Here is a 24,321-nt window from a genome sequence, read left to right as displayed (position 1 = left end):
TGACAGGAGAGTAACGCAATGAAGCTGGTTCGGTTCGCAGAAAATGGTACCGCTCGCTATGGAGTTCTGGACGGGGACAGCGTCCGGCCGACAGGTGCGACAACTCTGCAAGATGCGCTGGCAATTACAGGATCAGACGCTTTGCCGGTCCCGTTGAAAACGCTCGATCTGCTGGCGCCGGTGGAGCGCCCCCGCAAGATTTTGGGGATTGGGGTGAACTATGCCGCCCATGCCGCCGAGAGTGTGAGTTTTGTGGATACAAAATCTCCGCAGGTGCAGAAATGGTTCAACAAGCAGGCGACATCGGCCAACAAGCCCTTCGGCCGCGTGCATCTACCCAAGGTTTCTGATCAGCTGGACTATGAAGTCGAACTGGTTGTTGTCATCGGCAAGCATGGCCGGCACGTGCCACGTGAGCGGGCGATGGAAATCGTCGCCGGCTTTTGCGTCGGCTGTGACTACTCGGTGCGTGACTGGCAGCGCGCGAGCCAGACCATGATCATGGGCAAGGGTTTCGACACCCACGCCCCGTTTGGTCCGGCTCTTGTAACACCGGACGAAATCGAGGATCTGGCTTCAGTGGAACTGCGCAGCTTTGTGAATGATGAGTTGCGCCAGACCGGTCATGTACGCGACATGATCCATGACATTCCTGCGCAGATTGCGCATCTTACTGCCGCCTTCACGCTGGAGCCGGGTGACCTCATCTTCACAGGTACGCCTGCGGGTGTTGGGGGTGGGTTCACCCCACCGAAGTGGCTGAAGGTGGGCGACCGGGTGCGTCTGGAAATTGATCAGGTCGGTGTCATCGAAAACGAAATCGTAACCGAACCCGGAGACACGCGGATCGGGTAGGGTGGGTACGATCATGAAATTTCGAGCTCTTGGGATTGTCGTATGCGCTACTGCGCTCGCCGCATGCAATCCGGTGACTTCCAAAGATGCCGAGACGGCACGAGCGGATTTGATTGTGCATTCGACAGATTTCGCTGTGCTGCCTTGTACAGAGCGGAGTTTGCCCGGGGCTTGCGTCCATGTTCTGGCAGGCGGAAAACGGGTCATATTCGGCGCGCCGGCCGGCATGACACTCGACATGACGCGAGCGAGCTTGCGGAACACCGACGCTGTTATGCTTCTATCCTTGCGCGGTGAGGATATTGAAGGCCTAGACGAGATGCGAAACGCTGCGTGGCGTGCCGGAAGGGAATCTTCTCTTCCAGTAGCGGGACCGTCCGGCACGGGCGAGTTTCTCGGACTGCTAAATCGCGCCTATGAGGTGTCCGATGCGCTGATCTATGTCGAGGACCGTCCAGCCGGTGGGTTCGATGCGGCGCTGCTCGCTTTGTTGCCTGGAGACGGTGAGCAGGTGGCAACCGTTTTCGATACCGGCGATTTGCGTATCAGCAAGTTCGAAACCGGGACGGACCGAGCCTTCTATGTTGTGGACTATGCTGACCATACGGCGCTGATCGCGGGCTGTGGCATTCAACTGCCCGACTCGGTAACCGATGGAATTGATCTGGTGCTTGATTGCGAATCGAATTGGCCAACAGCAGATCCGGTTTTCGTGTTTCGTGACGGGGTGGTTAACTGAAAATCGGATCGAGACCTGCTTTTCCACAGTTCTCCGATCTGGTTTCAGATGTGGCTGTGCCAGTCGATCTGACCGCAAATGCGTCCTAGCACCGGCGAAAGCTGCCCTTAGTGCCAGCACTAATCGCCTTGTCCGCATGCGCGACGCCTGCCATGCTCGACTTGATGGGGATTGTGGCTTGTTTGCAACGGCGCTGTGACAGGATTGCCGCGGTCGACAAATTCCTCCAATTCCTCGCAATTCGTTAACCAATTGGGCCTAGCTGTTAACATTATTGGGTTGTATCGGGTGCTGACGTAATGACTTTTGTTCTGTTCCTTCTATACGCGGCCATCGGCGGCGGCGTCGGCTACGGCGTCTTCACGCTGACGGATGTCGGCCTGCCTATGTCGATTGCGGCGGGTGGCATCACCACGGCTTTGCTTGGGCAGATTCACCTACTCGCCAGTTCAGGACGCGCCACCAAGGACATCGATAACCGCATCGACCGGGTGGAGCGGACCGTTCGCGATTCCGCGGAACGTGTTGATGTCATTGAAGCGCGCACGGATGCCGTCGAGGCGACCGTCAAGCACGAATTGACCGAGCGCCGCGACGCGCTCGTGACCGAGATGAAGCAGCTGGAGAGCCTGATCGACCGGCTGTCCAAGAGCTTTGAAAACAAGTTGGCGGAAACGACCAGCACCGCGGTCGTGGCACCGGAAGAAGATGCTGTCCTGCGTGATGTGCGCGACGCGCTGAAGGATGGTCGTGTTGACCTGCACCTGCAGCCGATCGTGTCTCTACCCCAGCGTCGTGTGTCCTTCTACGAGGGGTTCACCCGCCTGCGCCGTCCGGATGGTTCCCTGGTTCTGCCAGCGGAATTTCTTGATGCTGCGCGCCGCGCCAAACTGATGGGCATCATCGACAATTTCACGCTGTTCCGGTGTGTCCAGATCGTGCGTCGCCTGGCTGAGCGTGACCGTCGCGTCGGCGTATTCTGCAATATTTCTGCGGCGTCGCTGGAAGACACAACCTTCTTCCCGATGTTCCTGGAATTCATCACCGAGAATCGTGACCTGTCCGGCGCGGTGATCTTCGAGATTACGGCAGACCGGTTCGAGACACGTTCGCGCGCGATGCGGGACAATATGGACAAGCTGACAGCGCTTGGTTTCCGCTTCTCCATTGATCATGCCGACAATTTGGGCCTCGACCTGCCGCGCCTTCAGTCGGCGGGAATTCGTTTCGTGAAGATGAATGGCACGAACCTGATGGACCAGCTGCGCGACCCAACCGGTCCGCGCCCGGTCTCGTCGATCAACCGCCGCGTTGATGGAGAAGAAGTCAGCGCCGTGTTCTCGCGCTATGGCATCACAATGATTGCCGAGAAGATCGAGGATGAGGCCAGCGTTGTCGAGATTCTAGAATATGACATCCCGTACGGTCAGGGCCACGTATTCGGCGCGCCGCGCCCGATCAAGTCATCCCTGATGGAAGCCACAGCGCCGCCACAGGAGCTCGTCCAGCGCCTGTCGAATTTCGGCTAGGGCCGCCAACCGACCTTCAATATGCCCCATTTCCAAGCTGTCATCTCCGGTAAAGGAGGTGGCAGAATGAAACGTTTCGTACAGATCGGTACTGCGGCAACAATTCTCGCGACATCGGCTATGGCAGAGTCAGGCGCCGTTCAGCGCGTCGACGCGGACTTGCCAGGCCCCATCGAATTTGAGGCGCCTGAGGCGCTGCAGGCCATGACGGAAGGCGTCGTCTTGCTTGACCTGCGCATCGCGCCGGAGCTCGAACCCGCCATCATCCTGAAGGATGGCAGTTATGGCAGTCTGGACGAATGCGAATTCGGACCGGTTGAGGCAGGCACGGTCATGGTGGCAACTGGTTCAAACCACATGCTCCTGGAAGTGCGCATGGGTGACCCTGTGCAGCACGGTGGAAACCTCTTGTCGTGCAATTATGATCCGAATCTGATCTCTGATGACGGGTTTGGCCATATGACCCGTCTGAAGGGATGCTTTTTTGCGCATGCCATCTCCATTCCCACGGCTGTGCACTGGCGCCTCAATCCCTTGCCGGCAGAGGCTTGCGGTTTTGGCGATTGACCGGCTTGGCGGTGCAGCCTAGGTCCAAATGCATGACACAATTGAAATTTCCGGGCGGCCTGTCCGAGATTGCTGGCCAGTATGACGCCATTCTATGCGATGTCTGGGGCGTGATCCATAATGGCCGCGATGCCTTTGAAGAGGCTTGCGTGGCGCTGGTGAACTTTCGCAAGCAAGGCGGAAAAGTCTGTCTCATCACGAATGCGCCGGTGCCAAAGCAGCAGGTGATCGACTATTTCTTGCCGCTTGGTGTGCCAACAGATGCCTATGATGATTGCGTCTCGTCCGGAGATGCGACCCGCGAAGAACTGGCCAAGCGCCGGGACAAGGTTTTCTGGGCGATGGGCGCGAATGCGCGGTGGGAGCGAGATCCTTATCTGTATCAAGGGCTCGACTTGAGCTTTGGCGAGCCGGAAGAGTCTGATGTCCTGCTCTGCATCGGGTTGAGCGATTCCCTCAAGGACCATCCCTCCGATTACACCGATACGCTGAAACAGGGGGTCGACCGGAACATTCCGATGATCTGTGCCAATCCTGACAAGCAGGTGCGGATCGGCGGCCAGTTGCATTGGTGTGCCGGCGCATTGGCGGAAATTTATGAAGATCTTGGCGGATCCGTGATCTATCCTGGAAAGCCCCATGGGGCGATTTACGATCTTGCGGTTTCCCGTGTGGGTGACGCCGCCGCAAACAAGTCACGGGTCCTGTGCATCGGCGACAGCCCCACGACGGACATGCGCGGCGCGCGCATTCAGGGCTTTGATGGACTCTATGTCGGGACTGGCCTGACAGAGCATGGCGCGGACTTCCAGACGGAAGTTTCAGACCTTCTGGCAGACTATGGCGAGGAAGCAACCTACGCAATGACTGGCCTCAGATGGTGACGTGCTGCGCTGCAGCGTGTAACGAAACTGCCGAAAAGCAATCAGGAGCCCGAGTGGGATGAGCGAATTCACCGGTTACAAATACGAAGACCTCGATATCGGCATGTCTCACGAGACCGTGCATGTAATCACCGAGGATGATATTCAGCGTTTTGCGGAAGTCTCTGGTGACTTCAATCCGCTGCACATGTCGGACGACTTCGCCGCCAAGACGATTTTCGGCAAACGGATCGCGCATGGCGCGCTGACGGCCAGCTACATTTCCGGCATTCTGGGCAACAATCTTCCTGGCCCGGGGGCGATTTTCATCGGCCTGTCGATGCGTTTCAAACGCCCCGTTCACATCGGAGACGAAGTGATCGTGCGCGCAGAAGTGTCCGAGAAGAAGGAGCGTGGCAACCGTGTGACGCTGAAGGTCGATTGTACGGTGGACGGCAAGCGCGTTATTACGGGTGAAGCTGAAGTCGTGGCACCGCGCCGGGAGAGCTAATGAGCATCTTTGCTGACTATCGCGGTTTAACTGAATCTGCACGGGGCGCGTCGATCGCTCTGGGCAATTTTGATGGCTTGCATGCGGGCCACAAGGCCGTGATTGCAGCCGCCCGCGAGGCTGGCGAAGGATCTTTTTCAGTGGCGACCTTTGAACCGCCACCTCATGCCTATTTCCGCCCGTTGGACCCTCCTTTCCGGATCTTCCGCCCTGAACGGCGCAACGAGACCATATTGAATGAAGGCGCGGATTCGGTATTTGAATTGCCTTTCAACGGGGAAATGGCGTCGAAGACGGATGAAGAGTTTGTCCGGCAAGTTCTGGTCGATGGCCTGGGCGTAAGCCACGTCTCCGTCGGGTTTGATTTCCGCTTCGGCAGAGGCCGAATGGGCCATGCGCAGCGCTTGTCGAGCCTTGGGCGTGCGCTCGGCTTTGGGGTGACCATTGTCGAAGAAGTCCAGAATGACGACGAAAAAGCCTCATCTACCGCGATAAGACAGGCGCTGAGAGCAGGTGAACCGGAGCGAGCTGCCGAGATTCTTGGCTCGCCGTGGATCGCGGATGGCCCTGTGATGAAGGGCGAACAGAACGGACGCAAATTCGGCTATCCGACGGCCAATACAAATCTCGGCGATTTGATCCACCCAAAATATGGCGTCTATGCCGTAAAGGTGCGCATCGACCGAACGGGTGACTGGATGCCGGGCGTCGCGAATTTCGGGCGTACGCCCACCACGGGGCTGCGCGACCCGCTGCTCGAGGCACATATCTTTGATTTTGTAGGGGATATCTATGGTCGCTGGATTGAAGTCCAGATGCTGTCCTATCTGAGGCCGGAATTGAACTTTGACAGTCTGGATCTGATGGTGGTTCAGATGGGGAAGGACGAAATCGAAGCAAAGCGGCGGCTGAAAGCGTCCTGATTAACTCAGGTTATTGTCAATTCACTGCCATAATCCATTCGTAGACAACTGATGCACTGGTTAGAGGGACGACCATGTTGACACGGTTAGTGACCGCCGGACTTGCTCTGGCAATGGTACCGCTTGCGATCGCGCAAGATGCGCCTGTTGAGCCATCTGAGCCGGTGGAAATTGAGCCAATTCAGATTATCCGGGCGGTCACGATGGATGATCTTCGGTTCCTGCTGGACGATATGGGCGCGCAGTTCATCGCGGCCGGTCGCACGGGGGACGGTGCGCCCTTTGTATTCGGTGAGTTCGACGACGGCCTGACCTTCGGTGCTTATGCCGTTTGCGCCGGGCCGGACGGCACGGATTGCCGGGGGCTCGAGCTGATGGCCGTGTATGGTTCGAGTGCGAGCAGTGATGTGATTTCGGGCATCGATCGCGACTATCCGGCGATCTCTCTTTACAAGTCCGACAGCCAGAAAGTTCGGGTTTCCCGCTATGTGATCCTGGATCACGGCATCAGCTGGAGCAATCTCGTGGAGAATGGGGCTGTGTTCCGGATGCTTTGCGGCAAGGTTTCTGAGCGTTTGGCGAGCCTCCCGGGGGCCGAAACGAAGGCTGAGTGGAAATAGTGACTCGTTAAGCCGCGCCTGCTACGGAAACGCCATGGCACGGATATGCTTCATTCGAATTAGCCGCCCGGCTGCGCGCTGACCCGATTATCGGGGCCGCGAAGCCGGGAGCCCATGCTCTGAACGCATGAAAAAAGCCGTGGCCATTGCCCGGCATTTCCGTACAACACGCCAAAACTGCCATAGGCCCGACATGACTGATTCCCTGACCGACCGCGATTATCGCGACACGCTGTTCCTGCCCGCCACCGAATTCCCGATGCGCGGTGGCCTGCCCAAGCGCGAGCCGGACTGGATCAAGCGCTGGGACGAATTGAAACTTTATGAAAAGCTGCGCGCGGATGCGAAAGCACGCGGCGCCAAGCCGTGGATCCTGCATGATGGCCCGCCATACGCGAACGGGCACATCCACCTCGGCACGGCGATGAACAAGATCGTCAAGGACATCATCGTGCGCTCGCACCAGATGACCGGCCATGACGCGGCTTACCTGCCGGGTTGGGACTGTCACGGCCTGCCCATCGAGTGGAAGGTGGAAGAAGAGTTCCGCTCCAAGGGCAAGACCAAGGATGATGTGGCGCCGGGCGATTTCCGCGCCGCCTGTCGTGCCTATGCCGGCAAATGGGTCGACGTTCAGAAAGCCGAATTCCGCGCGCTCGGCATCGAGGGTGAGTGGGACAATCCCTACCTCACCATGAAGTTCGAGAGCGAAGCCTCCATCGTCGGCGAATTCCTGCGCATGGCGATGGGCGGTACGCTGGTGCGCGGCGCCAAGCCGATCATGTGGAGCCCGGTGGAGCGCACCGCGCTGGCCGAAGCGGAAGTAGAGTATCACGACCGCAAAGTTCCGGTGATCTGGGTGAAGTTTGGAGTCCCGTCCCGCGAGGACGGTGCAAAGCTGGTCATCTGGACCACAACTCCCTGGACCATCCCAGCCAACCAAGCTGTATCCTTCAGCACGGACATCTCCTACGGTCTCTTCGAGGTCGAAACCGTGATGAGCGAGGAAGAACTGGGCTTTCCTCCGTACGCGGCTGCAGGTGACAAGCTGATCCTTGCGGACAAGTTGGCACAGGACGTACTCGATGCTGCCAAGGTTTCCGCCTTCAAACGTGTCGAAGATGTGGACCCGGCTTCACTCGGTTCGCTGGTTCACCCGCTGGCCAAGCTAGACCCCTTCTTCCAGCACGACGTGCCGCTGCTCGCAGGTGACCATGTAACCGACGATGCCGGTACAGGATTCGTCCACACGGCCCCGGCGCATGGTGAGGATGACTTCAATGCCTGGGTCTCGTCGGGTCGCAAGGCCTCTGATATCCGCGACATCGTCAGCCCTGATGGCGCTTATCAGCACCGTGACCTTCCCCAAGCGCTGCAAGGGCTCGACATCATCCGCACGTCCGGCAAGAAGCGGGGCGAGCAGGGCAAGGCGAACCCGGAAGTCATCAAGCTGCTGGCCGAGAGCGGAAACCTTCTGGCGCGCGGCATCACGACGATCCGTGATGCCCATTCCTGGCGCTCCAAGGCGCCGGTGATCCGCCGCGCGACGCCGCAATGGTTCATCTCGATGGACAAACCCGGTCCGAACGGCAAGAGCCTGCGTGAGAATGCGCTGAAGGCGATTGAAGACACGGAGTTCTTCCCGGCGGTTGGCCGCAACCGCCTGCAAAGCATGGTTGAAGGGCGTCCGGACTGGCTGATCAGCCGCCAGCGCAATTGGGGCGTGCCGATCACGATCTTTGTCAACAAGGATGGCCAGCCGCACACGGCCGCGCTGGAAGCGGATCAGGCAGAACAACTCAATGACGCCATCAAGGCGGCCATCGCCAAAGGCGGGGTCGAAGCATGGTTCGATACGCCTGCGGAAGACTTCCTGTCGCCGCTGGGCCTGCCTGCGAGTGAGTGGGAAAAGGTCACGGACGTTCTCGACGTCTGGTTCGATAGCGGCACGACGCATGCTTTCGCCCTGCGCGAGCGCGGCATCATCGACGCAGAAACCGGACAGGCCGACCTCTATATGGAAGGCTCTGACCAACATCGCGGTTGGTTCCAGTCATCACTTCTGGAATGCTGTGCGACGCGCGGCATCGCACCCTACAAGCAGGTGCTGACCCACGGTTTCATCGTCGATGCAGATGGCAAGAAGATGTCGAAATCAATCGGCAACACGATCGAACCCGAGCAGATCCAGAAGCAATACGGGATCGAAATCCTGCGAATCTGGACCGCGTCCGGTGACTATACGGAAGACCTCCGCATCTCCGACGAGATCATCAAGGGCTCGGTGGAATCCTATCGCAAGCTGCGCAACACGGTGCGCTACATGCTCGGCGCGCTCGACGGCTGGACGGAGGCGGAAGCCCTGCCGCGCGAAGACATGCCAAGCCTGGAACGCTGGTTGTTGCACCGTCTTGCTGAACTCGATGGCCAGATCCGCGCCGCGTATGACGTCTATGACTTCAAGCGCATCATGTCGCTGCTGATCAATTTCTGCGGCGTCGACCTTTCGGCGGTTTATTTCGACATCCGCAAGGACAGCTTGTATTGCGACCCACGATTTGAGACCCAATCAGCCTGGGACGACAAGACGGCGACTTATGGCAACCGCCGCCGCGCCGCGCGCACCGTCATGGCCGCCGTGCTCGAACGCCTGCTCGCATGGCTAGCGCCTATCATGCCGTTCACGATGGAGGAGGCGTTTCTCGAGAGCCACATCAAGGATCGTGCGGAATCCGTGCACCTGCTGCAGTTCGCCGATACGCCAGACAGCTGGAAAGACGAGGCGCTGGCCGCGCGTTGGGCCAAGATCTTTACGGTTCGCCGTGTCGTCACCGGAGCATTGGAAGTCGAGCGCCGCGAGAAGCGGATCGGGGCATCGCTGGAAGCGGCACCCAAGGTGCACATTGCAGATCAGAACCTGATCGATGCGTTCAAGGGCGAAAGCCCCGCCGATATCTTCATCACATCCGGCGCCGAGCTGATCCACACATCCAACGGCAATGGCGGCGGATTCACGCTGGACGACACAGATGGCGTGGTCGTCTATCCGGTAAAGGCAGATGGTATCAAGTGCCGACGTAGCTGGAAGTATTTCGACCCGGAGACCGCTGATCCGGCTTTCCCAGATATCACGCCGCGCGATGCATTGACCGTGAAGGCGTGGGACAAAGCTGCCGGATGAGTGCTCAGAATCGCTTGATCAGCCTGCTTGAAGCTGCAATCTGCGCGGGATGAAATTGAAAGTCTCCAAACTCTGGGCTCTGGCGCTCATTCCGGTCTTCGTGCTGGTTGACCAATGGTCCAAATGGCTTGTGCTGGAAGAACCCCGGTTCAACGCGCTCACCTGTCTGGAGACCCGTCAGGGCTGCGGACATATCCCGCTGCCCGGTCCGATTGACCTGACCATGGTTTGGAACCGGGGTATGAGCTATGGCCTGTTCCAGTCCGATGGCATCGGGCGCTGGCTGTTGGCGCTCGTCATGTTGGTGATCGCGCTGGGCTTCCTGTACTGGCTCGTGCGCTATGCCGATCATTGGCTGTTGAAGTTGTCGCTGGCCATGGTTGTTGGCGGCGCGTTCGGCAATCTGATCGACCGGGTTCGGTTCGGAGCCGTTGTGGACTTCGTCAATGCCAATGAGTTGATGTTCCCATGGGTCTTCAACGTAGCCGATGCTGCAATTAGTGTGGGCGCGGTATTGCTGTTTGCCGACCAGTTCTTACTGTCGGGTCGGAAACAGGCTAAGAAACAGTCCTGAGTATTTTAATCGTGATGGCGAGGACGCCCTGATATGAAAAAACAGATTATCCTTCTGGCTACTGGTGTCGCAATGGCGGCATCCACGGCCTGTACGTCATCCGGTGGCGGTTCGCGTACGCCGGACGAGTTCCGCGTTGTGACCATGGCTCCTCTGACCGTTCCGCCGAACTACAAGCTGCGACCGCCGGAAGCCGGCGGCGCCTTGCCACCGGAACTGGATGGCTCGCGCACTGAAGTCACCGCCGCCTTCGGCTCGACCATTGGCCGCAATGCCAGCGCGTCCGAGAAAGCCCTCGTGGCTGCTGCCGGCGCCAATGCGGTTGATCCGGTCATCCGCACGCAGGTCGACTATGAAGAGACCAAGACGATCCGCAAATCGACCAGCATTGCCGACCGCATCCTGTTCTGGCGGGCTGATGATGAGGAAACCGCTGAAGGCGTTGCCACCGATAATGCCACCGGTGGTGAACCGGTCGTGATCGAGCAATCCAGCGATGCGCCGCGCATCAAGTTGCCGGGAACCTGATACAATCTACGTAAAATGAGTCAGTCGAACACCTGAGAGGAACAACGCCCATGAAACGGATATTTGCCGGGGGGCTGTTCGCGCTCTCGGCTTTCGCATCCAGTGCCGTCGCAGACGAAAGCGCATGGACTCCGACCGTGTTCAATCTCGACAATGGCATGGAAGTCGTTGTCGTTCCTGACCATCGCGCGCCCGTCGTGACCCATATGGTGTGGTACAAAGTCGGCGCGGTCGACGAAGCCGAGGGAAAATCCGGCATCGCGCACCTGTTTGAACATGTCATGTTCAAGGAGACTGATGACCTCGCCCCAGGTGAGTTCGACAGCATCGTCTCGCGCAATGGCGGCGTCAGCAATGCCTTCACGAGTTGGGACTATACTGCCTATTTCGAGCGGGTGGCCAAGGACCAACTCGGGACGATGATGGCGCTCGAGGCCGAGCGCATGACCGACCTCGTCATCAATGACGATCCAGACGGTCCGTTCATTTCCGAGCGCGATGTCGTGAAGGAAGAGCGTCGCCAGCGCATCGACAACAATCCCGGCGTGATCCTGCAGGAAATGGTCCTGTCAGAACTCTGGAAGGGCCATCCTTACGAGATCACGATCATCGGCAATATGGACGAAGTGGCGGCTCTGACGCCAGCGGACGGATTGGCCTTCTACAAGGAATATTACAGCCCTGAGAATGCGATTCTGGTCGTTGCCGGTGATGTGACGCCCGAAGAGGTGCGCGTTTTGGCCGAAGAGCATTATGGTGCAATTGCGCCAACCGGTACGGCGCATGGCGTGCGTAAATGGGCACCCGTTGCACCTCTGACCGACACCAAGGAACTCGTCTATTCAGACCCGAAGGTTCGCCAGCCTAGCTGGAGCCGGTATTATTCCGGTACTTCCGAGACCCGCGACCGTGAACTTTCCTATGCGCTTGATGTCGGTCTCGAAGTCCTCGGCGGCGGTATGACCAGCCGTCTCTACCAGTCGCTCGTTGAGGATCAGAAGATTGCCATCAATGCCAGCACGTATGCCTGGACGACACTTCACGATGAAGGCCCCGCCATCATCACGGCAAGCCCGGCACCCGGCGTCACGCTGGACGCGTTGGAAACGGCCATCATGGCCGAGTTGGAGAAGGTGCTGGAAGAGGGCTTCACTGATGCCGAAGTCGAGCGGGCACGTAACAGTCTTGCCGCGCAAGCGATTTACGCCCGGGACAGCCAATCCAACATGGCCAACACATTCGGCTCCACGCTAGCCCTCGGTGGCTCGATTGAGGACGTGCTGGATTATCCGGACGCGATGCGTGCCATAACCACTGAACAGGCAATTGCCGCTGTGCGCGAAATCTTTGGCACTGACCGCCACTATATTGAGGCACACTTGCTGCCTGCCGAGGGAGATTCCTGAGATGAAACCTTTTGACCTCATCATTGGTGCGGCCCTTGGTGTCGGACTTGCGGCCTGTGCTTCTGTGGAGACGCAGGATGAATTGGCCAGTGTTGCCGACACGGCACCTGTGGCGCTTGTTGAAAAAAGCGGTCTGGATATCGTCGTCCACGAAGGGGATTTTGCCGAGATCCAACAATTTACGACGCCCGGCGGCGTGTCGGTCTGGCTGGTTTCCGAGCCTTCAATCCCGATCCTGTCCGTCGCGATGGCATGGGAAGGTGGCGAAGCGGTCGACCCGGAGGGCTTGGAAGGTCTGGCCGACGCGGTCGTCTATCACATGAATGAAGGCGCCGGCGATCTCGACTCGCTCGCCTTCCAGACCCGGATGGAAGAGCTGAACATGAGCTTCGGCTGTAGCGCCTCGAGCGACTGGACCTCCTGCTCTGCATCCATGCTCACCGACAATGCGGATGAGGCAATGAGCCTTGTGGCACAAGCTTTCGAGGCACCCCGTTTCGATGCGGGCCCGTTCGCCCGCTTCCAGCGGGAAAGGGAAGTTTCATTGAACACGCGCGAAACGAATGCGCGCTATCTCGCAGGTCGGGCTGAGGCTCAGGCTATCTATCCTGACCACCCTTATGCGCGCGAGACGTCCGCCGAGAGCATTGCTGCCCTAACGCCAGAACTCGCCAAGGCGCACATGCGCAAACTGATGGTGAAGGACAGCCTGATTGTTACCGCCGTCGGTGCGATTACGCCGGAAGAGCTCGCTCCCATGCTTGATGCGATTGCGGCGAGCCTGCCAGAGAGCAGTGATCTTCCGGAAACGCCGGAAATTACCTTCACGGTAGATGGTGCATTTGAGCCTGTGCTTATCGACCTGCCTCAGCCGCAAAGCCTTGTGCGCTTTCTGGCACCAGGCCTCAAACGCGAAGATCCGGATTTCTTTACGGCCTATGTCGTAAACTACACATATGGTGGCGGTGGATTCGGCAGTAGGCTGATGGAATCGCTGCGCGTTCAGAAAGGGCTGACCTATGGCGTCTACTCTTGGCTGTCGTTTGACGACACTTATCAGAATTGGGGTGGCAGCGGCCAAACCAAGAATGAGAGTGTAGGTGAATTCGTCGAGGCACTATTGGTCGAAACCGCGTTGATTGCGGAAGAAGGCATTACTGCGGAAGAGCTTGCAGACGCGAAGGCTTACCTCACGGGCTCCTATCCATTGGCTTTCGACTCGAACGCCAAGATCGCGGGCCAGATGATGAGTGTCCGTCAGGACGAATTGGGAGTGGATTATTTCGACCGGCGCAATGCCTTGATCGAAGCTGTCACGCTCGAGGATGCAAACCGCGTTGCGGCGGAATTCCTCCAGCCGGACCGTTTCAGCTTCATTGTAGTGGGCCAACCTGAAGGGCTCAACTAGGCAGCTTGCCTAATCCGCTGTCTTTCGCGGCGCTGACAGGCCGGTAGTCGATGCATCAAAGGCGCTGTCCCGGTTATAGCTATATAGCTCTGCCGGGCGGCCGCCGGTGCTTGTTTCCAACGCACCCGTTCCAATGACAAAGCCGGTCTTGTCCAAGGCGCGTCGGAAATTCTGTGTGTGCAGGGATAAACCCAAGATGCCCTCAACCGCGCGTTGTAGTGACGACAATGTAAACCGGTCCGGCATAAGCTCGAACACAACCGGTCGATATTTGATCTTGCCGCGTAGCCGGGAGATAGCGGTGGCGAGGATGCGGCGGTGGTCCGATGCCATAGGCTCGCCGAGGCGTACATCGGGTTCAGGCAAGCCAGCGTCACGGGCGCATTCGTTAACCAGACCAGCCTCATAGAGCAATTCATAGCGGTCGAGCACCCGCTCTTCGATCCAACGGATACCATCCAGCGCGAAAGCGGCGCGTGCACGCTCCAGTCTGCGTTCATTTCCAGCCGCCCACGTCATCAGACGCGGCGCAATATGAGCATCGATGATGGCGGGTCTGCCATTCCGATGGTCTTCCCACGGAAAAAATCTGTACCAGGATTGCCAGCGCGCCTCAAAAGAGTCCCCCGCCGGGCGCGCTTCGGGTGTTAGCGCAAGATAGCCGACAGAAATGACACGCGCATTTGGCGCTGTGCCAGCCAGCGTTGCTTCGGGTGTCTCCCGGTCTTTGTCCCCAAATGTGTAGAGTTGTTCAACATAACCGAGTTCGAAACCCGTCTGTTCCCGAACCCACCCTCTCAGCGAGAGGTCAAAAGTGCGGTGCCTGTCTGGGTCGAAGACACCGAATGGGAGCGCATCTTCGCCTGTCTCGCGTTGGGTGATCAACACACGGGGCGCGTCTGCTTCCACGGCGACCATCACGGCAGACAGACCAATCAGCAACGGGGATGACTGTGTCATGTGGCAGTCTCTATTTGCTTGTTGATCTGGGCATAGCGCTTCAGGAATGTGGATTGTGCGTCCGGTACAGCTTTTGGTTTCAGCCGCAATTTCGTGTCTTCGGGCGGTTTTCCAAACAACTTGTTTGCTTCGTCCTCGGAGAACCCGGCCAACTGGATCGCTTCACTCCATGCGCAGATCAGGTCCGCTTTCTTGATCAGGCGTTTCAGGCGTTGCGGTGTTACAGGAGCAAGGCCAAACCGAATATGAATTGCTTCCTGCAGACGGGCCTCGATGCTTTTGTAGCTTTCTCCCAGCAAGGCTTTGAAAGGAGAGATCATATCGCCAATGACATATTCAGGGCTGTCATGCAGCAGGGCCGTCAGGCTTTGCTGTGGTGTCAGGTCAGGCTGCAAGGTGCGGCAGATCTTTTCCACAATAACAGAATGTTCGGCCACTGAAAATGCATGCTCACCACGGGTTTGGCCGTTCCAGCGGGCAACACGGGCAAGACCATGAGCAATGTCCTCGATTTCCACATCCATGGGCGAGGGATTCGCCAAATCGAGTCGGCGGCCGGACAACATGCGTTGCCAGACTCTTGGGGCCTTAACAGAATGCTTCACTCGAGACGTCATCACCCCCTTCTTTAAGCCATTTGTAATAGGGGTAAAGAAACGAGGGCATTCCGGTTACGAACTCGTCCCTTTTTCGCCCTGATTGGCAAATGCGCTGTTAAGGCGTTTCGGGCAAAAGGGGGGTGTGAACAAGGGCTGCGTTCATGAATTCGCGGCCGACCCAAACAAGAGGTGACTATGCTGGATTCTTTGACGACTGTTGTATCTACCCAGGCTATTGCGTTCGGCGTATTGCTGATTGCGTGCAGCATTGTTGTTGTAGAAGCGGTCCGTGCCAGCAAGGAAATCCTTTGGGGCGACATGTTCATGGACGACCTGGACGACTAGTTCGGGCCCTGGTCGCTCAAGCGGCTTTCTCTACAAATACCGTTCCGGCAGAATATCCGGCGCCGAACGAACAGATCAGGCCGCGCTGGCCGTGCTTGAAGTCGCCTGAATTCTTGTGGAATGCGATGATCGAGCCTGCGGATGACGTATTTGCATAGGTGTCTAGCACGGTGGGACTTTCGTCCTCCGTCGCTTCGCGCCCCAGCACCTTGGACGAGATCAGGCGATTCATATTGGCATTTGCCTGATGTAGCCACATGCGGCGCAGGCTTTCCGGCTTGATGTCCAATTCTTCCATCTGCGACGCGATCATGTTGGCGACCATTGGCACGACTTCCTTGAACACTTTTCGGCCTTCCTGAACGAACAGCTTGTCCGGCGCGTCGATGCCTTCCGGCGCGGCGCGGTTCAGGAACCCGAAATTGTTCCGGATATTGTTCGAGAACTGGGTCTTCAGTTTGGTGCCAAGAATTTTCCAATGGCCGACCGGCGCAATGCTCTCCTCTTCGACAAGGATAGCTGTGGCCACGTCGCCAAAGATGAAATGGCTATCGCGATCCGTGAAATTCAGGTGGCCGGAACAGATTTCGGGATTTACCACCAGCACGGATTTCGCGCTACCGGACCGGATGAAGTCAGCTGCGGTCTGAATGCCGAATGTTGCCGACGAACATGCCACATTCATGTCAAAGGCAAAGCCGCCGCACCCCAATGCGTCCTGCACTTCGACCGCCATAGCGGGATAGGCGCGCTGCATGTTGGACGCGGCGCAGATAACGGCGTCAACGTCTTCGGCCTTGCGACCGGAGCGCTCCAGCGCGTCGCGCGCGGCGTTTACGGCAATCTCGGCCAATACGGAAATGCGATCATTCGGACGTTCGGCAATGCGCGGTGCCATGATGTCAGGATCCAGGATGCCGGCCTTGTCGATCACGAAGCGCGATTTGATGCCTGACGCCTTCTGGATGAACTCTACCGATGAATGGGTTTTCGGCTCGATCAATCCCGCGCTGATATCCGCCGCGCGTTCCCGGTTCCAGTTGTCAGCCCATACATTGTAGCTGTGAACCAATTCTTCATTGGAAATCGAGTTGGGCGGCGTCCAGAGACCTGTCGCCGAAATCACGGGTGTATTCATTCCTGCCCTCTATTCCAGAACCGCCGAAGTGCGGACCAATTCTGTTTGAGTCTACAAAGGTTTAGCTTGTCCGACAGTGTTGGACGAGATGCGAGGTTTGGCAAGTACCGGTAGCTGTTCACTCGTCCGGCAGGCGCAGTCCGGAATCCGTGGTTTGACGCGCATCCTCTCGGGAAATGCCCTGTGCTTCGTTTACGGCCTGGCGTTCTTCAGCGGCACGCTTCTTCTCCGCATAGGAGGCTGCTTCACGCTCTTGCCGGGCTTCGAGCAGCGCGATCTCGGTCTGGATGCATCGATCGCGGGTTTCCGGGTTGGGGGCTGTGCGGCACCGGCTCCAGGCTTCCGCACGATTGGCCTGATCGACTGAGGAAGTAGTGCATGCGACCAGCGTCGGCAGCGCGATGAGGGCAGCGGCAATCAAACTGGCTTTCATGAATCAGGTCTCCTGGACGGCGGTGTGTCGGGGACAGGCTACATCATGGTCATTGACCATGCCAACCGCCTGCGCCCATGCGTAGACGATTGTGGGACCAACAAATTTGAACCCGCGTTTCTTGAGGTCTTTTGACATTGCAGCTGACCAACTGGTTTCGGTTGGTGCATCTCGGAAATGCTTCCATTTATTGATGGTCGGCGTTCCGCCCACGACACGCCAGCAATAGTCGGAAAAATCCTCCCCTGCCTCTTCCATGGCGAGATAGGATTGGGCATTGCCGATCACGGCTTCGACCTTTTTTGGGCTGCGGATGATGCCGGGGTTTGTCAGCGCCTTGGCGGCGCGGGCAGGTGTCCAGCGGGCAATCTTTTCCGGATCGAAGTTATCGAACTCTTCGCGAATGCTGTCCCGCTTGCGGAGGATGGTGATCCAGGCGAGTCCGGCCTGCATGCCGTCCAGTTGCAGTTTTTCCCAGAGCGCGCGGCCATCCCTTTCAGGCACACCCCATTCGGTATCGTGGTAGTTTCGATATAGCTCGTCGGTAAGCGGGGCCCATGCGCAGGGAAAGGTTTCAGTCATGGGCTGGTTCCGCCAGATGCGCGTCGACTTCGGCGCGTTGCCATTCGGTCAAGTCAAAGGTGACAGCCGCGCCGTTGCAAGTGAATGATTTGCCATCCTGTTCGGCTTTGGCCAGTCGGTCGGTGCGGATGAGGGCAAGGCCGGCAGATCCAGCCACGCTGGTCACGGTGCCGATTGGGGCGTCCGCGAGAATATCCATGCCGGTTTCCAGCGCGTCGCCAGTGACTTTCACCGTGCGCTTGCGAATCTTGCCCTTGCGCTTCATGCGGCTCGCCACTTCCTGACCGACGAAACAGCCTTTCTTGTAGTCGATGCCGTTCATCATATCCATGTTGATATCGGTCGGGAAAACCTCTGATCCTCGATAGTCCGCGCCCCATTCCGGCACGCCCGCCGCGATCCGTGCGGCATGCCATTCCTGGGCCGGAATTTCGATGCCGGAGACGCCAACAGGTGTAATCGCGCGATGCGGCAATTGGGGGGAGCGGATGTCAATCCAGCTACCTTCTGTCACGACATCCTCGGTGAGCCGGTCAATTGCGACGTCATTGCGCATCCTGAACATTTTCAGGCGCTTCTCCAGGTCATCGGCGGCGTCGGCATGGACGTCGATATAGATGTTTTCCAGCGCCAGCATGGCGAGATAATCAGCGATCACCTTCCCTTGCGGCGTCAGCAGCGCGCCATAGCGCATTTCGCCGGTCTGCCAGTTATCGACGGAATGGGTTACGGTGCGCCCAAGCAGGTGCAGCATGTCAGGTCCGGTCAGGCGGATAATGGCGCGGTTTGGAAGAATGCGTTTCATCTACTTCTTGTAAGTATGGTTTTGACCCATCTCAAGGGAGCGTCGCCATTTGCCTATACCGAAAAACCACCCTTGACTTAGCCCCTCCGGAGTCACACCCCATCTGTCATGACCTATGATCTGATCCTTAAAGGCGGCACCGTCGTTTCACCCGGCGGTATGACCCAAACCGATGTTGGCGTGATCGGCGAGCGTATCGCGCATATTGGCGATCTGACCGGCGTGGATGCCGGGGAGGTTTATGATGCGACCGGCTTGCACATCCTGCCGGGCGTGATCGACAGCCAGGTCCACTTCCGTGAGCCGGGCCTCGAGTACAAAGCTGACCTTGAAACCGAAGCGCGCTCAGCGGCGCTTGGTGGCGTCGTTGCCGTGTTCGAGATGCCGAACACCAATCCTTCAACAACCACGCCCGAGGCCCTGACCGACAAGCTGGCCCGCGCCAAAGGGCGGATGGACACCGACCACGCTTTCTATGCGGGCGCGACGCACGAGAATATCGACTTGCTGCCCGAGATGGAGAAGATGCTCGGCTGCTGCGGCGTGAAAGTCTTCATGGGCGCCTCTACAGGTGACCTCTTGATCAAGGATGATGAGGGTGTCGAAGCTGTCCTGCGCGCGATCAAGCGCCGCGCGGCCTTCCACTCCGAAGACGAATACCGCCTCGAAGAACGGCGCGGCCTTGCCGTCGCAGGTGATTGGCAGAGCCATATCGTGGTGCGTGACGTCGAGGCTGCCGTCAGTTCCACGCGCCGCCTGTTGCGCCTCGCGCGCAAGACAGGGAAACGCATCCATGTGCTGCATATCTCGACCGCCGAGGAGATGGAGCTGCTGCGCGACGCAAAGGATCTGGCCAGTGTCGAAGTGCTGCCCAATCACCTCACCCTCGCTGCACCGGATTGTTATGAACGCCTCAAGGGCTTTGCCCAGCAGAACCCGCCTGTGCGCGAACAGCGCCATCAGGATGCGCTGTGGCGCGCGCTGAATGCGGGTATTGTTGACGTGCTGGCCACGGACCACGCCCCGCATACGCGCGAGGAAAAGGAGCGGCCCTATCCCGCGTCGCCGTCTGGCATGCCGGGCGTGCAGACGATGGTGCCGGTCATGCTGACCCATGTGAACAATGGTAAGCTCAGCCTTCAGCGCTTTGTCGAACTGACCAGCGCCGGGCCGCAACGGGTCTTCGGCCTCGCCGACAAGGGCCGCATTGCCGAAGGCTATCATGCCGACTTCACGGTGGTGGACCTCAAACGCAAGGAGACCATCACGGAAGACTGGTCGAAGTCGAAATGCGGCTGGACGCCCTATGACGGTTTCGAGGCAACCGGCTGGCCGGTCGCAACCATCATCCGCGGCGGCTTCGTCATGCGCGACGGCGAGATCGTCAAGAAGGGCGGCGGACAGCCGGTCCGCTTCAACGAAACGCTGGAGCCTGCCGGTTGAAGCACGAACGCAAGGGGCTGAACCGGGCTTTATTCTGGCTGTATGAGGGTACGGGCAAATGGCCGTTCCTGTTTCGCTGGGCCATGCTGGCGTTCGATTTCGTTACCATCGGCTATTTCCTCTGGGCGCCCTTTGACCAGCGGGACCGCACGCATATCGCTGTCGATTACGTGATTGGAAGTGTGATCCTCGCCGACCTGTTGGCGCGGTTCTATATCGCGCGGCACCGCTGGAATTTCGTGGTCCGGCCCATCAATATTGCGGATCTTGTCGTCGTGATCACCATGTTTGCGCCGCTGCTGGTTTCGAATTTCGCCTTCCTGCGCGTGCTCCGTGCGGTCAGGGCCATTCGCGCGTTCACCTTTATCAAGCGAGTGAAGGTGATCACCCCCTTCTTTCAGCGGCATGAGCGGATCATCGATAAGGTGACCAACCTGGCTGTGTTCGTCTTCATCATGGCTGCGGTCGTCTATTCGACCCAGGTCGGCATCAATGACGGCATCCGCACCTATATAGACGCGCTCTATTTCACGGTCACGAGCCTGACCACAACTGGCTATGGCGATGTTCTGATGGTTGGTCCTGGCGGACGACTTCTGTCGATAATAGTGATGGTGCTGGGTTTGACCCTCTTCCTGCAGCTCATTCGCACTATTATCGAGCCGCGCGACAAGGTTGAACAGGAATGCGATGAGTGTGGCCTGCGACTTCACGAACGCGATGCCGTGCATTGCAAGCACTGCGGAGAAGTGATCCATATTCCCACAAGCGGCTTTGAATGAGCCGGAAAGAAAAAATATACGGGAAGAAACGCGCACATTATGCCTGACACGTCGGACCTGCCCTTCCGGGAAGTACCCTATCTGCCGCTGAAGTTGGAGATCGATCGGCGACCCGACGGGACGATCTACCTCGATAATGGCCAGCCCCTGAAAGCGTGCCCGCCACACATGCTGGCGGCGCTTGTCCATTGGGCCGAGCATCGGCCAGATACAGTGTGGTTGGCGGAACGTGATCCGGAAAAGCCGGATGCCGAAGGCTGGAACACAATCACCTATGCGGCGGGACTTGATGCCGTGCGCCGGCTTGCGCAAGGCTTTCTCGATGCAGGCGCCGGGCAGGGTGCGCCCCTGATGATCCTGTCAAAGAATTCCATCGCCAATGCGCTGATCATGTATGCGGCCATGTGGGCCGGCAGCCCGGCCGTGCCCGTCACACCGGCCTATGCGCTGCTCAGCGAAGACCTTGGCCGCCTCAAATATATTGATGGCCTGACCCAGCCGAAATTCATCTATGTCGAGGATGGCGCGGACTATCAGCGCGCGCTCGATGGACTGGATCTTGATGGCCGCCTCGTCATCTATAGTGGCAGCGCGCCGGAGCGTTGCGATGCGGTGCGTTTCGAACAATTCATGCGGTCGCCTACTTCGGCGGTGGATGAAGCCTATGCCCGTCTCACGCCAGACACGGTGGCAAAATACATGATGACATCCGGCTCTACCGGCGAGCCGAAGGCGGTCATCAATCTGCACGGCATGGTCGCCTCCAATGCCCGGATGATCCGCTCGATCTGGGATGAGGAGCGTCTCGATGAGCTGACGGGCGGCACGCAGGTCATGTGCAATTTCCTGCCTTGGAGCCATACTTATGGTGCGCATTCGATCCTGCACAATATGCTCGACTGGGGCGGTACGCTCTACATAGACCAAGGCGCGCCGACGCCCGCACGACTTCCGGAAATGTTGCGGAATCTGAAAGAGGTCTCCACCACCCAGCACACGACCGTGCCGGCGGCATGGGCTGCCCTCGCGACGGAGCTTGAACGGGATGATCAGCTAGCAGAGGTTTTCTTCAAACGACTCGTTTGCATGGCCTATGGTGGCGCATCCATGGGACAGGATATCTATGAGCGCATTCAGGCTGTCGCCGTGCGTATCACTGGCGAACGGATTTCCCTCTCAGCCGGCTACGGCGCGACCGAGACCGCCCCGACGGCGTCGAATGTGCACTGGCCGAACGACCGGATGGGGCTGATCGGCCTGCCGCTGCCGGGCAACACGTTCAAGATGGTGCCGAATGCCGAAAAGATGGAGTTGCGCGTCAAAGGCGTGAACGTGACACCCGGCTATTTTCGCAACGAAGCCAAGACCGCAGAAGCTTTCGACGAGGAAGGCTTCTACAAGCTCGGCGATGCGGTGAAATTCGTCGATCCCGACAACCCCGAACGTGGCCTCGCCTTTGACGGGCGCACGGCCGAAGAGTTCAAGCTCGCCAATGGGACCTGGGTTTCAGCAGGCACCGTGCGCGTGCAGGCCGTGGCTGCGACCGGCGGTGCACTGTCTGATGCTGTTGTCTGTGGCCTGAACCGCAATGATGTGCGCCTGCTTGGTTTCCTGAATGAAGCATGGTGTCGTCGCCTGATTGGTGAGGATTTGCCGTTGGACCAACTTGTCGCGCACCCGACCATCCATGAGAAAGTTCGCGAAGGACTAGTGGCCCACAACAAGACACATCCGAATGTGTCTGCTCGGGTCGCCCGTGTGCTGCTGCAAACCTGTCCTCCGCTGGCGGACAATGGCGAGATTACCGAGAAGGGCTACATCAACCAGTCGCGCACACAGGATCTCCGAAAGGACCAAGTCGACACGCTGTTCGCCGAAACAAGCGAGACGCCTGCGAATTTGCTGATTCTGTAGCGCAAGACACCGAACACGAACAAGAATCTCAAAGGGAACCCGGATGACAGATCAGCCACTTGAAAAGATGACCGGCGCCGAGGCGCTTGTTTCCACGCTGGCCGACCATGGCGTAACGGCGTGCTTCGCCAATCCCGGCACGTCCGAAATGCATCTCGTCACCGCGCTCGATCATGAGCCGCGCATCAAGTCGACGCTCTGCTTGTTCGAAGGTGTCGCAACCGGCGCCGCTGACGGTCACGCGCGTGTAACCGGAACGCCTGCCATGACGTTGCTGCACCTCGGTGCGGGCTATCTCAATGGCGGGGCAAACATCCACAATGCCCGCCGGGCATGGACACCAATGATCAATGTGATCGGCGATCATGCCGTGCCGCACCAGCGCTATGATGCGCCGCTGGCCTCGGATGTCATCGGCATGGCCGGGCCAAACTCCCGCTGGGTCAAGTCCGCTGACACGGTTGCCAAGGCCGGCGATCTTGCCGCGCAGGCTTGGGAGGCGAGCTTTGGGCCTGAACCCGGCCCGGTCTCCCTCATCCTTCCCGCCGACACCGCTTGGCTGGAAGGTGGGAAACCCGGCGCAAAGCGCGGGCGTCCATCGCTGCGCAAGCCTGACCCGACTGCTATCGAAGCAGCTGCGGCCGCCGTCAAATCTGCCAGCAAGCCGATCATCATCATCAATGGCACCGCGCTGACTGAAGCGGGCCTGGCACAGGCTGCGCGTGTAAAGGCCGCAGGCGTACGTGTGCTGACCGATACCTTCTTTCCACGCCAGGCGCGGGGGGCTGGGCGGTTCATCCCGGACCGGATGCAATACTTCGCCGAAGGCGCCATGTCGGACCTTGAAGGCTCGGACCTGATGCTGATCGCAGGTACGCAGGTGCCGGTGGCCTTCTTCGCCTATCCCGGCAAGCCGAGCGTGCTTGTGCCGGAAGGATGTACACCGATGAAGATTGGCGGACCGGAGACCGACAGCGCCGCGATCCTTGAGGCGCTCGCAGATGCGCTCGGTGCGAAGGAAGCCGCGCCAGTGGCTGAGCTGGACCTGCCCGCTGCACCGACAGGCGCTCTCAATGCTGCTACGATTGGCGCATCCATTGCCCGCCACATGCCGGAAGGCAGTTTCGTCTCGGATGATGGCGTCTCCAATGGCCTGCCTAGCTTCCTGATGACCCAGCGCGCCCGGCCGCATGACTGGATGATGCTGACGGGCGGCGCGATCGGGCAGGGCATGCCGCTCGCGTTGGGGGCATCGCTCGCTGCGCCTGACCGCAAGACGCTCTGCATCACCGGCGACGGTGCGGGCATGTATACCAATCAGGCACTTTGGAGCATGGCGCGCGAAGGCGCGAATGTGGTCAACGTGGTCTTCGTCAACCATTCCTACCGTATCCTGAATATAGAACTGGCGCGGACAGGCGCTGGCAATCCGGGGCCTGCCGCGCAGGAACTGCTTGGCCTCGGCCATCCCGAGATCGATTGGGTGAAGCTGTCAGAGGCGCAGGGTGTACCCGCAGTCAACGCCACGAATGCGGAAGAGTTCGATCTTGCGCTTGAGCGGGCGTTTGCTGCGGACGGGCCTCAGCTGATCGCGGCGCACGTTCCGGCGCGGTAGG

24 protein-coding genes are annotated in these 24,321 nt (G+C 58.8%); 18 read left to right on the top strand and 6 right to left on the bottom strand.

All coding sequences use genetic code 11. The features are described from left to right. Positions 1-18 precede the first annotated feature (18 nt). The 13 genes from L53_RS08735 (at position 19) to L53_RS08675 (ending at position 13,704) form a co-directional block, all read left to right on the top strand. Positions 19-855, top strand: a complete 837-nt coding sequence (locus tag L53_RS08735; protein WP_034814122.1) for a fumarylacetoacetate hydrolase family protein — start codon at positions 19-21, stop codon at positions 853-855. 13 nt (positions 856-868) lie between these two features. Then, a complete protein-coding gene (locus tag L53_RS08730) occupies positions 869-1,594 on the top strand; it encodes a hypothetical protein (protein ID WP_156947867.1) in 726 nt (241 codons plus the stop codon). Between the two features lie 299 nt (positions 1,595-1,893). After that, a complete protein-coding gene (locus L53_RS08725; protein WP_034814118.1) occupies positions 1,894-3,123 on the top strand; it encodes an EAL domain-containing protein in 1,230 nt (409 codons plus the stop codon). Between the two features lie 66 nt (positions 3,124-3,189). Further along, positions 3,190-3,690 carry a hypothetical protein gene (locus tag L53_RS08720; RefSeq protein ID WP_034814116.1) on the top strand — a complete coding sequence of 167 codons (501 nt, stop codon included), beginning with the start codon at positions 3,190-3,192 and terminating at the stop codon, positions 3,688-3,690. 32 nt (positions 3,691-3,722) lie between these two features. Next, entirely contained in the window at positions 3,723-4,574 is an 852-nt protein-coding gene (locus tag L53_RS08715; RefSeq protein WP_034814114.1) for a TIGR01459 family HAD-type hydrolase, read from the top strand. Between the two features lie 58 nt (positions 4,575-4,632). Continuing rightward, positions 4,633-5,064, top strand: coding sequence for a MaoC family dehydratase (locus L53_RS08710; protein ID WP_034814112.1), 432 nt, complete (start codon positions 4,633-4,635; stop codon positions 5,062-5,064). Then, positions 5,064-5,987, top strand: a complete 924-nt coding sequence (gene ribF / locus L53_RS08705; protein ID WP_034814111.1) for a riboflavin biosynthesis protein RibF — start codon at positions 5,064-5,066, stop codon at positions 5,985-5,987. The genes L53_RS08710 and ribF overlap by 1 nt, the downstream gene beginning before the upstream one ends. A gap of 74 nt (positions 5,988-6,061) precedes the next feature. Then, entirely contained in the window at positions 6,062-6,607 is a 546-nt protein-coding gene (locus tag L53_RS08700) for a hypothetical protein (protein WP_034814110.1), read from the top strand. Between the two features lie 193 nt (positions 6,608-6,800). Further along, positions 6,801-9,788: an isoleucine--tRNA ligase gene (gene ileS / locus L53_RS08695; protein ID WP_034814109.1), complete on the top strand. Its 2,988-nt coding sequence runs from the start codon at positions 6,801-6,803 to the stop codon at positions 9,786-9,788. Between the two features lie 49 nt (positions 9,789-9,837). After that, positions 9,838-10,362, top strand: a complete 525-nt coding sequence (gene lspA, locus L53_RS08690) for a signal peptidase II (protein WP_034814108.1) — start codon at positions 9,838-9,840, stop codon at positions 10,360-10,362. A gap of 33 nt (positions 10,363-10,395) precedes the next feature. Then, a complete protein-coding gene (locus tag L53_RS08685; RefSeq protein ID WP_034814107.1) occupies positions 10,396-10,890 on the top strand; it encodes a DUF3035 domain-containing protein in 495 nt (164 codons plus the stop codon). Between the two features lie 50 nt (positions 10,891-10,940). Continuing rightward, positions 10,941-12,296, top strand: coding sequence for a pitrilysin family protein (locus L53_RS08680; protein WP_034814106.1), 1,356 nt, complete (start codon positions 10,941-10,943; stop codon positions 12,294-12,296). Position 12,297: 1 nt separating this feature from the next. Further along, positions 12,298-13,704 carry a pitrilysin family protein gene (locus L53_RS08675; RefSeq protein WP_034814105.1) on the top strand — a complete coding sequence of 469 codons (1,407 nt, stop codon included), beginning with the start codon at positions 12,298-12,300 and terminating at the stop codon, positions 13,702-13,704. Positions 13,705-13,713: 9 nt separating this feature from the next. Here L53_RS08675 and L53_RS08670 read toward each other — a convergent pair whose 3' ends face one another. Together L53_RS08670 and L53_RS08665 are read right to left on the bottom strand one after the other, a co-directional pair. After that, positions 13,714-14,664 (bottom strand): NAD regulator, encoded by a 951-nt coding sequence (locus L53_RS08670; protein ID WP_034814104.1) that lies wholly within the window; start codon positions 14,662-14,664, stop codon positions 13,714-13,716. After that, complete coding sequence (locus L53_RS08665) at positions 14,661-15,230, bottom strand: YfbR-like 5'-deoxynucleotidase (RefSeq protein WP_034814103.1); 570 nt, start codon at positions 15,228-15,230, stop codon at positions 14,661-14,663. The genes L53_RS08670 and L53_RS08665 overlap by 4 nt, the downstream gene beginning before the upstream one ends. A gap of 228 nt (positions 15,231-15,458) precedes the next feature. Between L53_RS08665 and L53_RS17000 the strand changes: the two genes are divergently transcribed. Then, a complete protein-coding gene (locus L53_RS17000; RefSeq protein ID WP_156947865.1) occupies positions 15,459-15,608 on the top strand; it encodes a hypothetical protein in 150 nt (49 codons plus the stop codon). A 16-nt stretch (positions 15,609-15,624) separates the two neighbouring features. Here the strand turns inward: L53_RS17000 and L53_RS08660 are convergent, their stop codons facing one another. The 4 genes from L53_RS08660 to L53_RS08645 form a co-directional block, all read right to left on the bottom strand. Then, positions 15,625-16,746: a beta-ketoacyl-ACP synthase III gene (locus L53_RS08660; protein WP_034814102.1), complete on the bottom strand. Its 1,122-nt coding sequence runs from the start codon at positions 16,744-16,746 to the stop codon at positions 15,625-15,627. 118 nt (positions 16,747-16,864) lie between these two features. Beyond that, the gene (locus tag L53_RS08655; protein WP_034814101.1) at positions 16,865-17,179 is read right to left on the bottom strand and encodes a hypothetical protein; all 315 of its coding nucleotides are present in this window, start codon (positions 17,177-17,179) and stop codon (positions 16,865-16,867) included. Between the two features lie 3 nt (positions 17,180-17,182). Further along, entirely contained in the window at positions 17,183-17,761 is a 579-nt protein-coding gene (locus L53_RS08650; protein ID WP_034814100.1) for a DNA-3-methyladenine glycosylase I, read from the bottom strand. Then, positions 17,754-18,566 carry a folate-binding protein YgfZ gene (locus tag L53_RS08645; RefSeq protein WP_051607732.1) on the bottom strand — a complete coding sequence of 271 codons (813 nt, stop codon included), beginning with the start codon at positions 18,564-18,566 and terminating at the stop codon, positions 17,754-17,756. The genes L53_RS08650 and L53_RS08645 overlap by 8 nt, the downstream gene beginning before the upstream one ends. Before the next feature lie 108 nt (positions 18,567-18,674). Here L53_RS08645 and L53_RS08640 point away from each other — a divergent pair, with 108 nt between their 5' ends. The 4 genes from L53_RS08640 to L53_RS08625 all read left to right on the top strand — a co-directional run bounded on the left by L53_RS08640 (position 18,675) and on the right by L53_RS08625 (position 24,320). Beyond that, the gene (locus L53_RS08640; protein ID WP_034814099.1) at positions 18,675-20,009 is read left to right on the top strand and encodes a dihydroorotase; all 1,335 of its coding nucleotides are present in this window, start codon (positions 18,675-18,677) and stop codon (positions 20,007-20,009) included. Next, entirely contained in the window at positions 20,006-20,791 is a 786-nt protein-coding gene (locus L53_RS08635) for a potassium channel family protein (RefSeq protein WP_034814098.1), read from the top strand. Before L53_RS08640 ends, L53_RS08635 begins: the two co-directional genes overlap by 4 nt. Before the next feature lie 39 nt (positions 20,792-20,830). Further along, positions 20,831-22,705, top strand: a complete 1,875-nt coding sequence (locus tag L53_RS08630; protein ID WP_034814097.1) for a feruloyl-CoA synthase — start codon at positions 20,831-20,833, stop codon at positions 22,703-22,705. 67 nt (positions 22,706-22,772) lie between these two features. Next, positions 22,773-24,320 carry an acetolactate synthase large subunit gene (locus L53_RS08625; protein ID WP_034814414.1) on the top strand — a complete coding sequence of 516 codons (1,548 nt, stop codon included), beginning with the start codon at positions 22,773-22,775 and terminating at the stop codon, positions 24,318-24,320. The last annotated feature ends 1 nt before the right edge of the window (position 24,321 follow it).

This window comes from Hyphomonas sp. L-53-1-40, from assembly GCF_000682775.1.
Classification (GTDB): domain Bacteria; phylum Pseudomonadota; class Alphaproteobacteria; order Caulobacterales; family Hyphomonadaceae; genus Hyphomonas.
The sequence above is the reverse complement of the archived record's forward strand: the minus strand, read 5'-3'. Positions and strand labels throughout refer to the sequence as shown.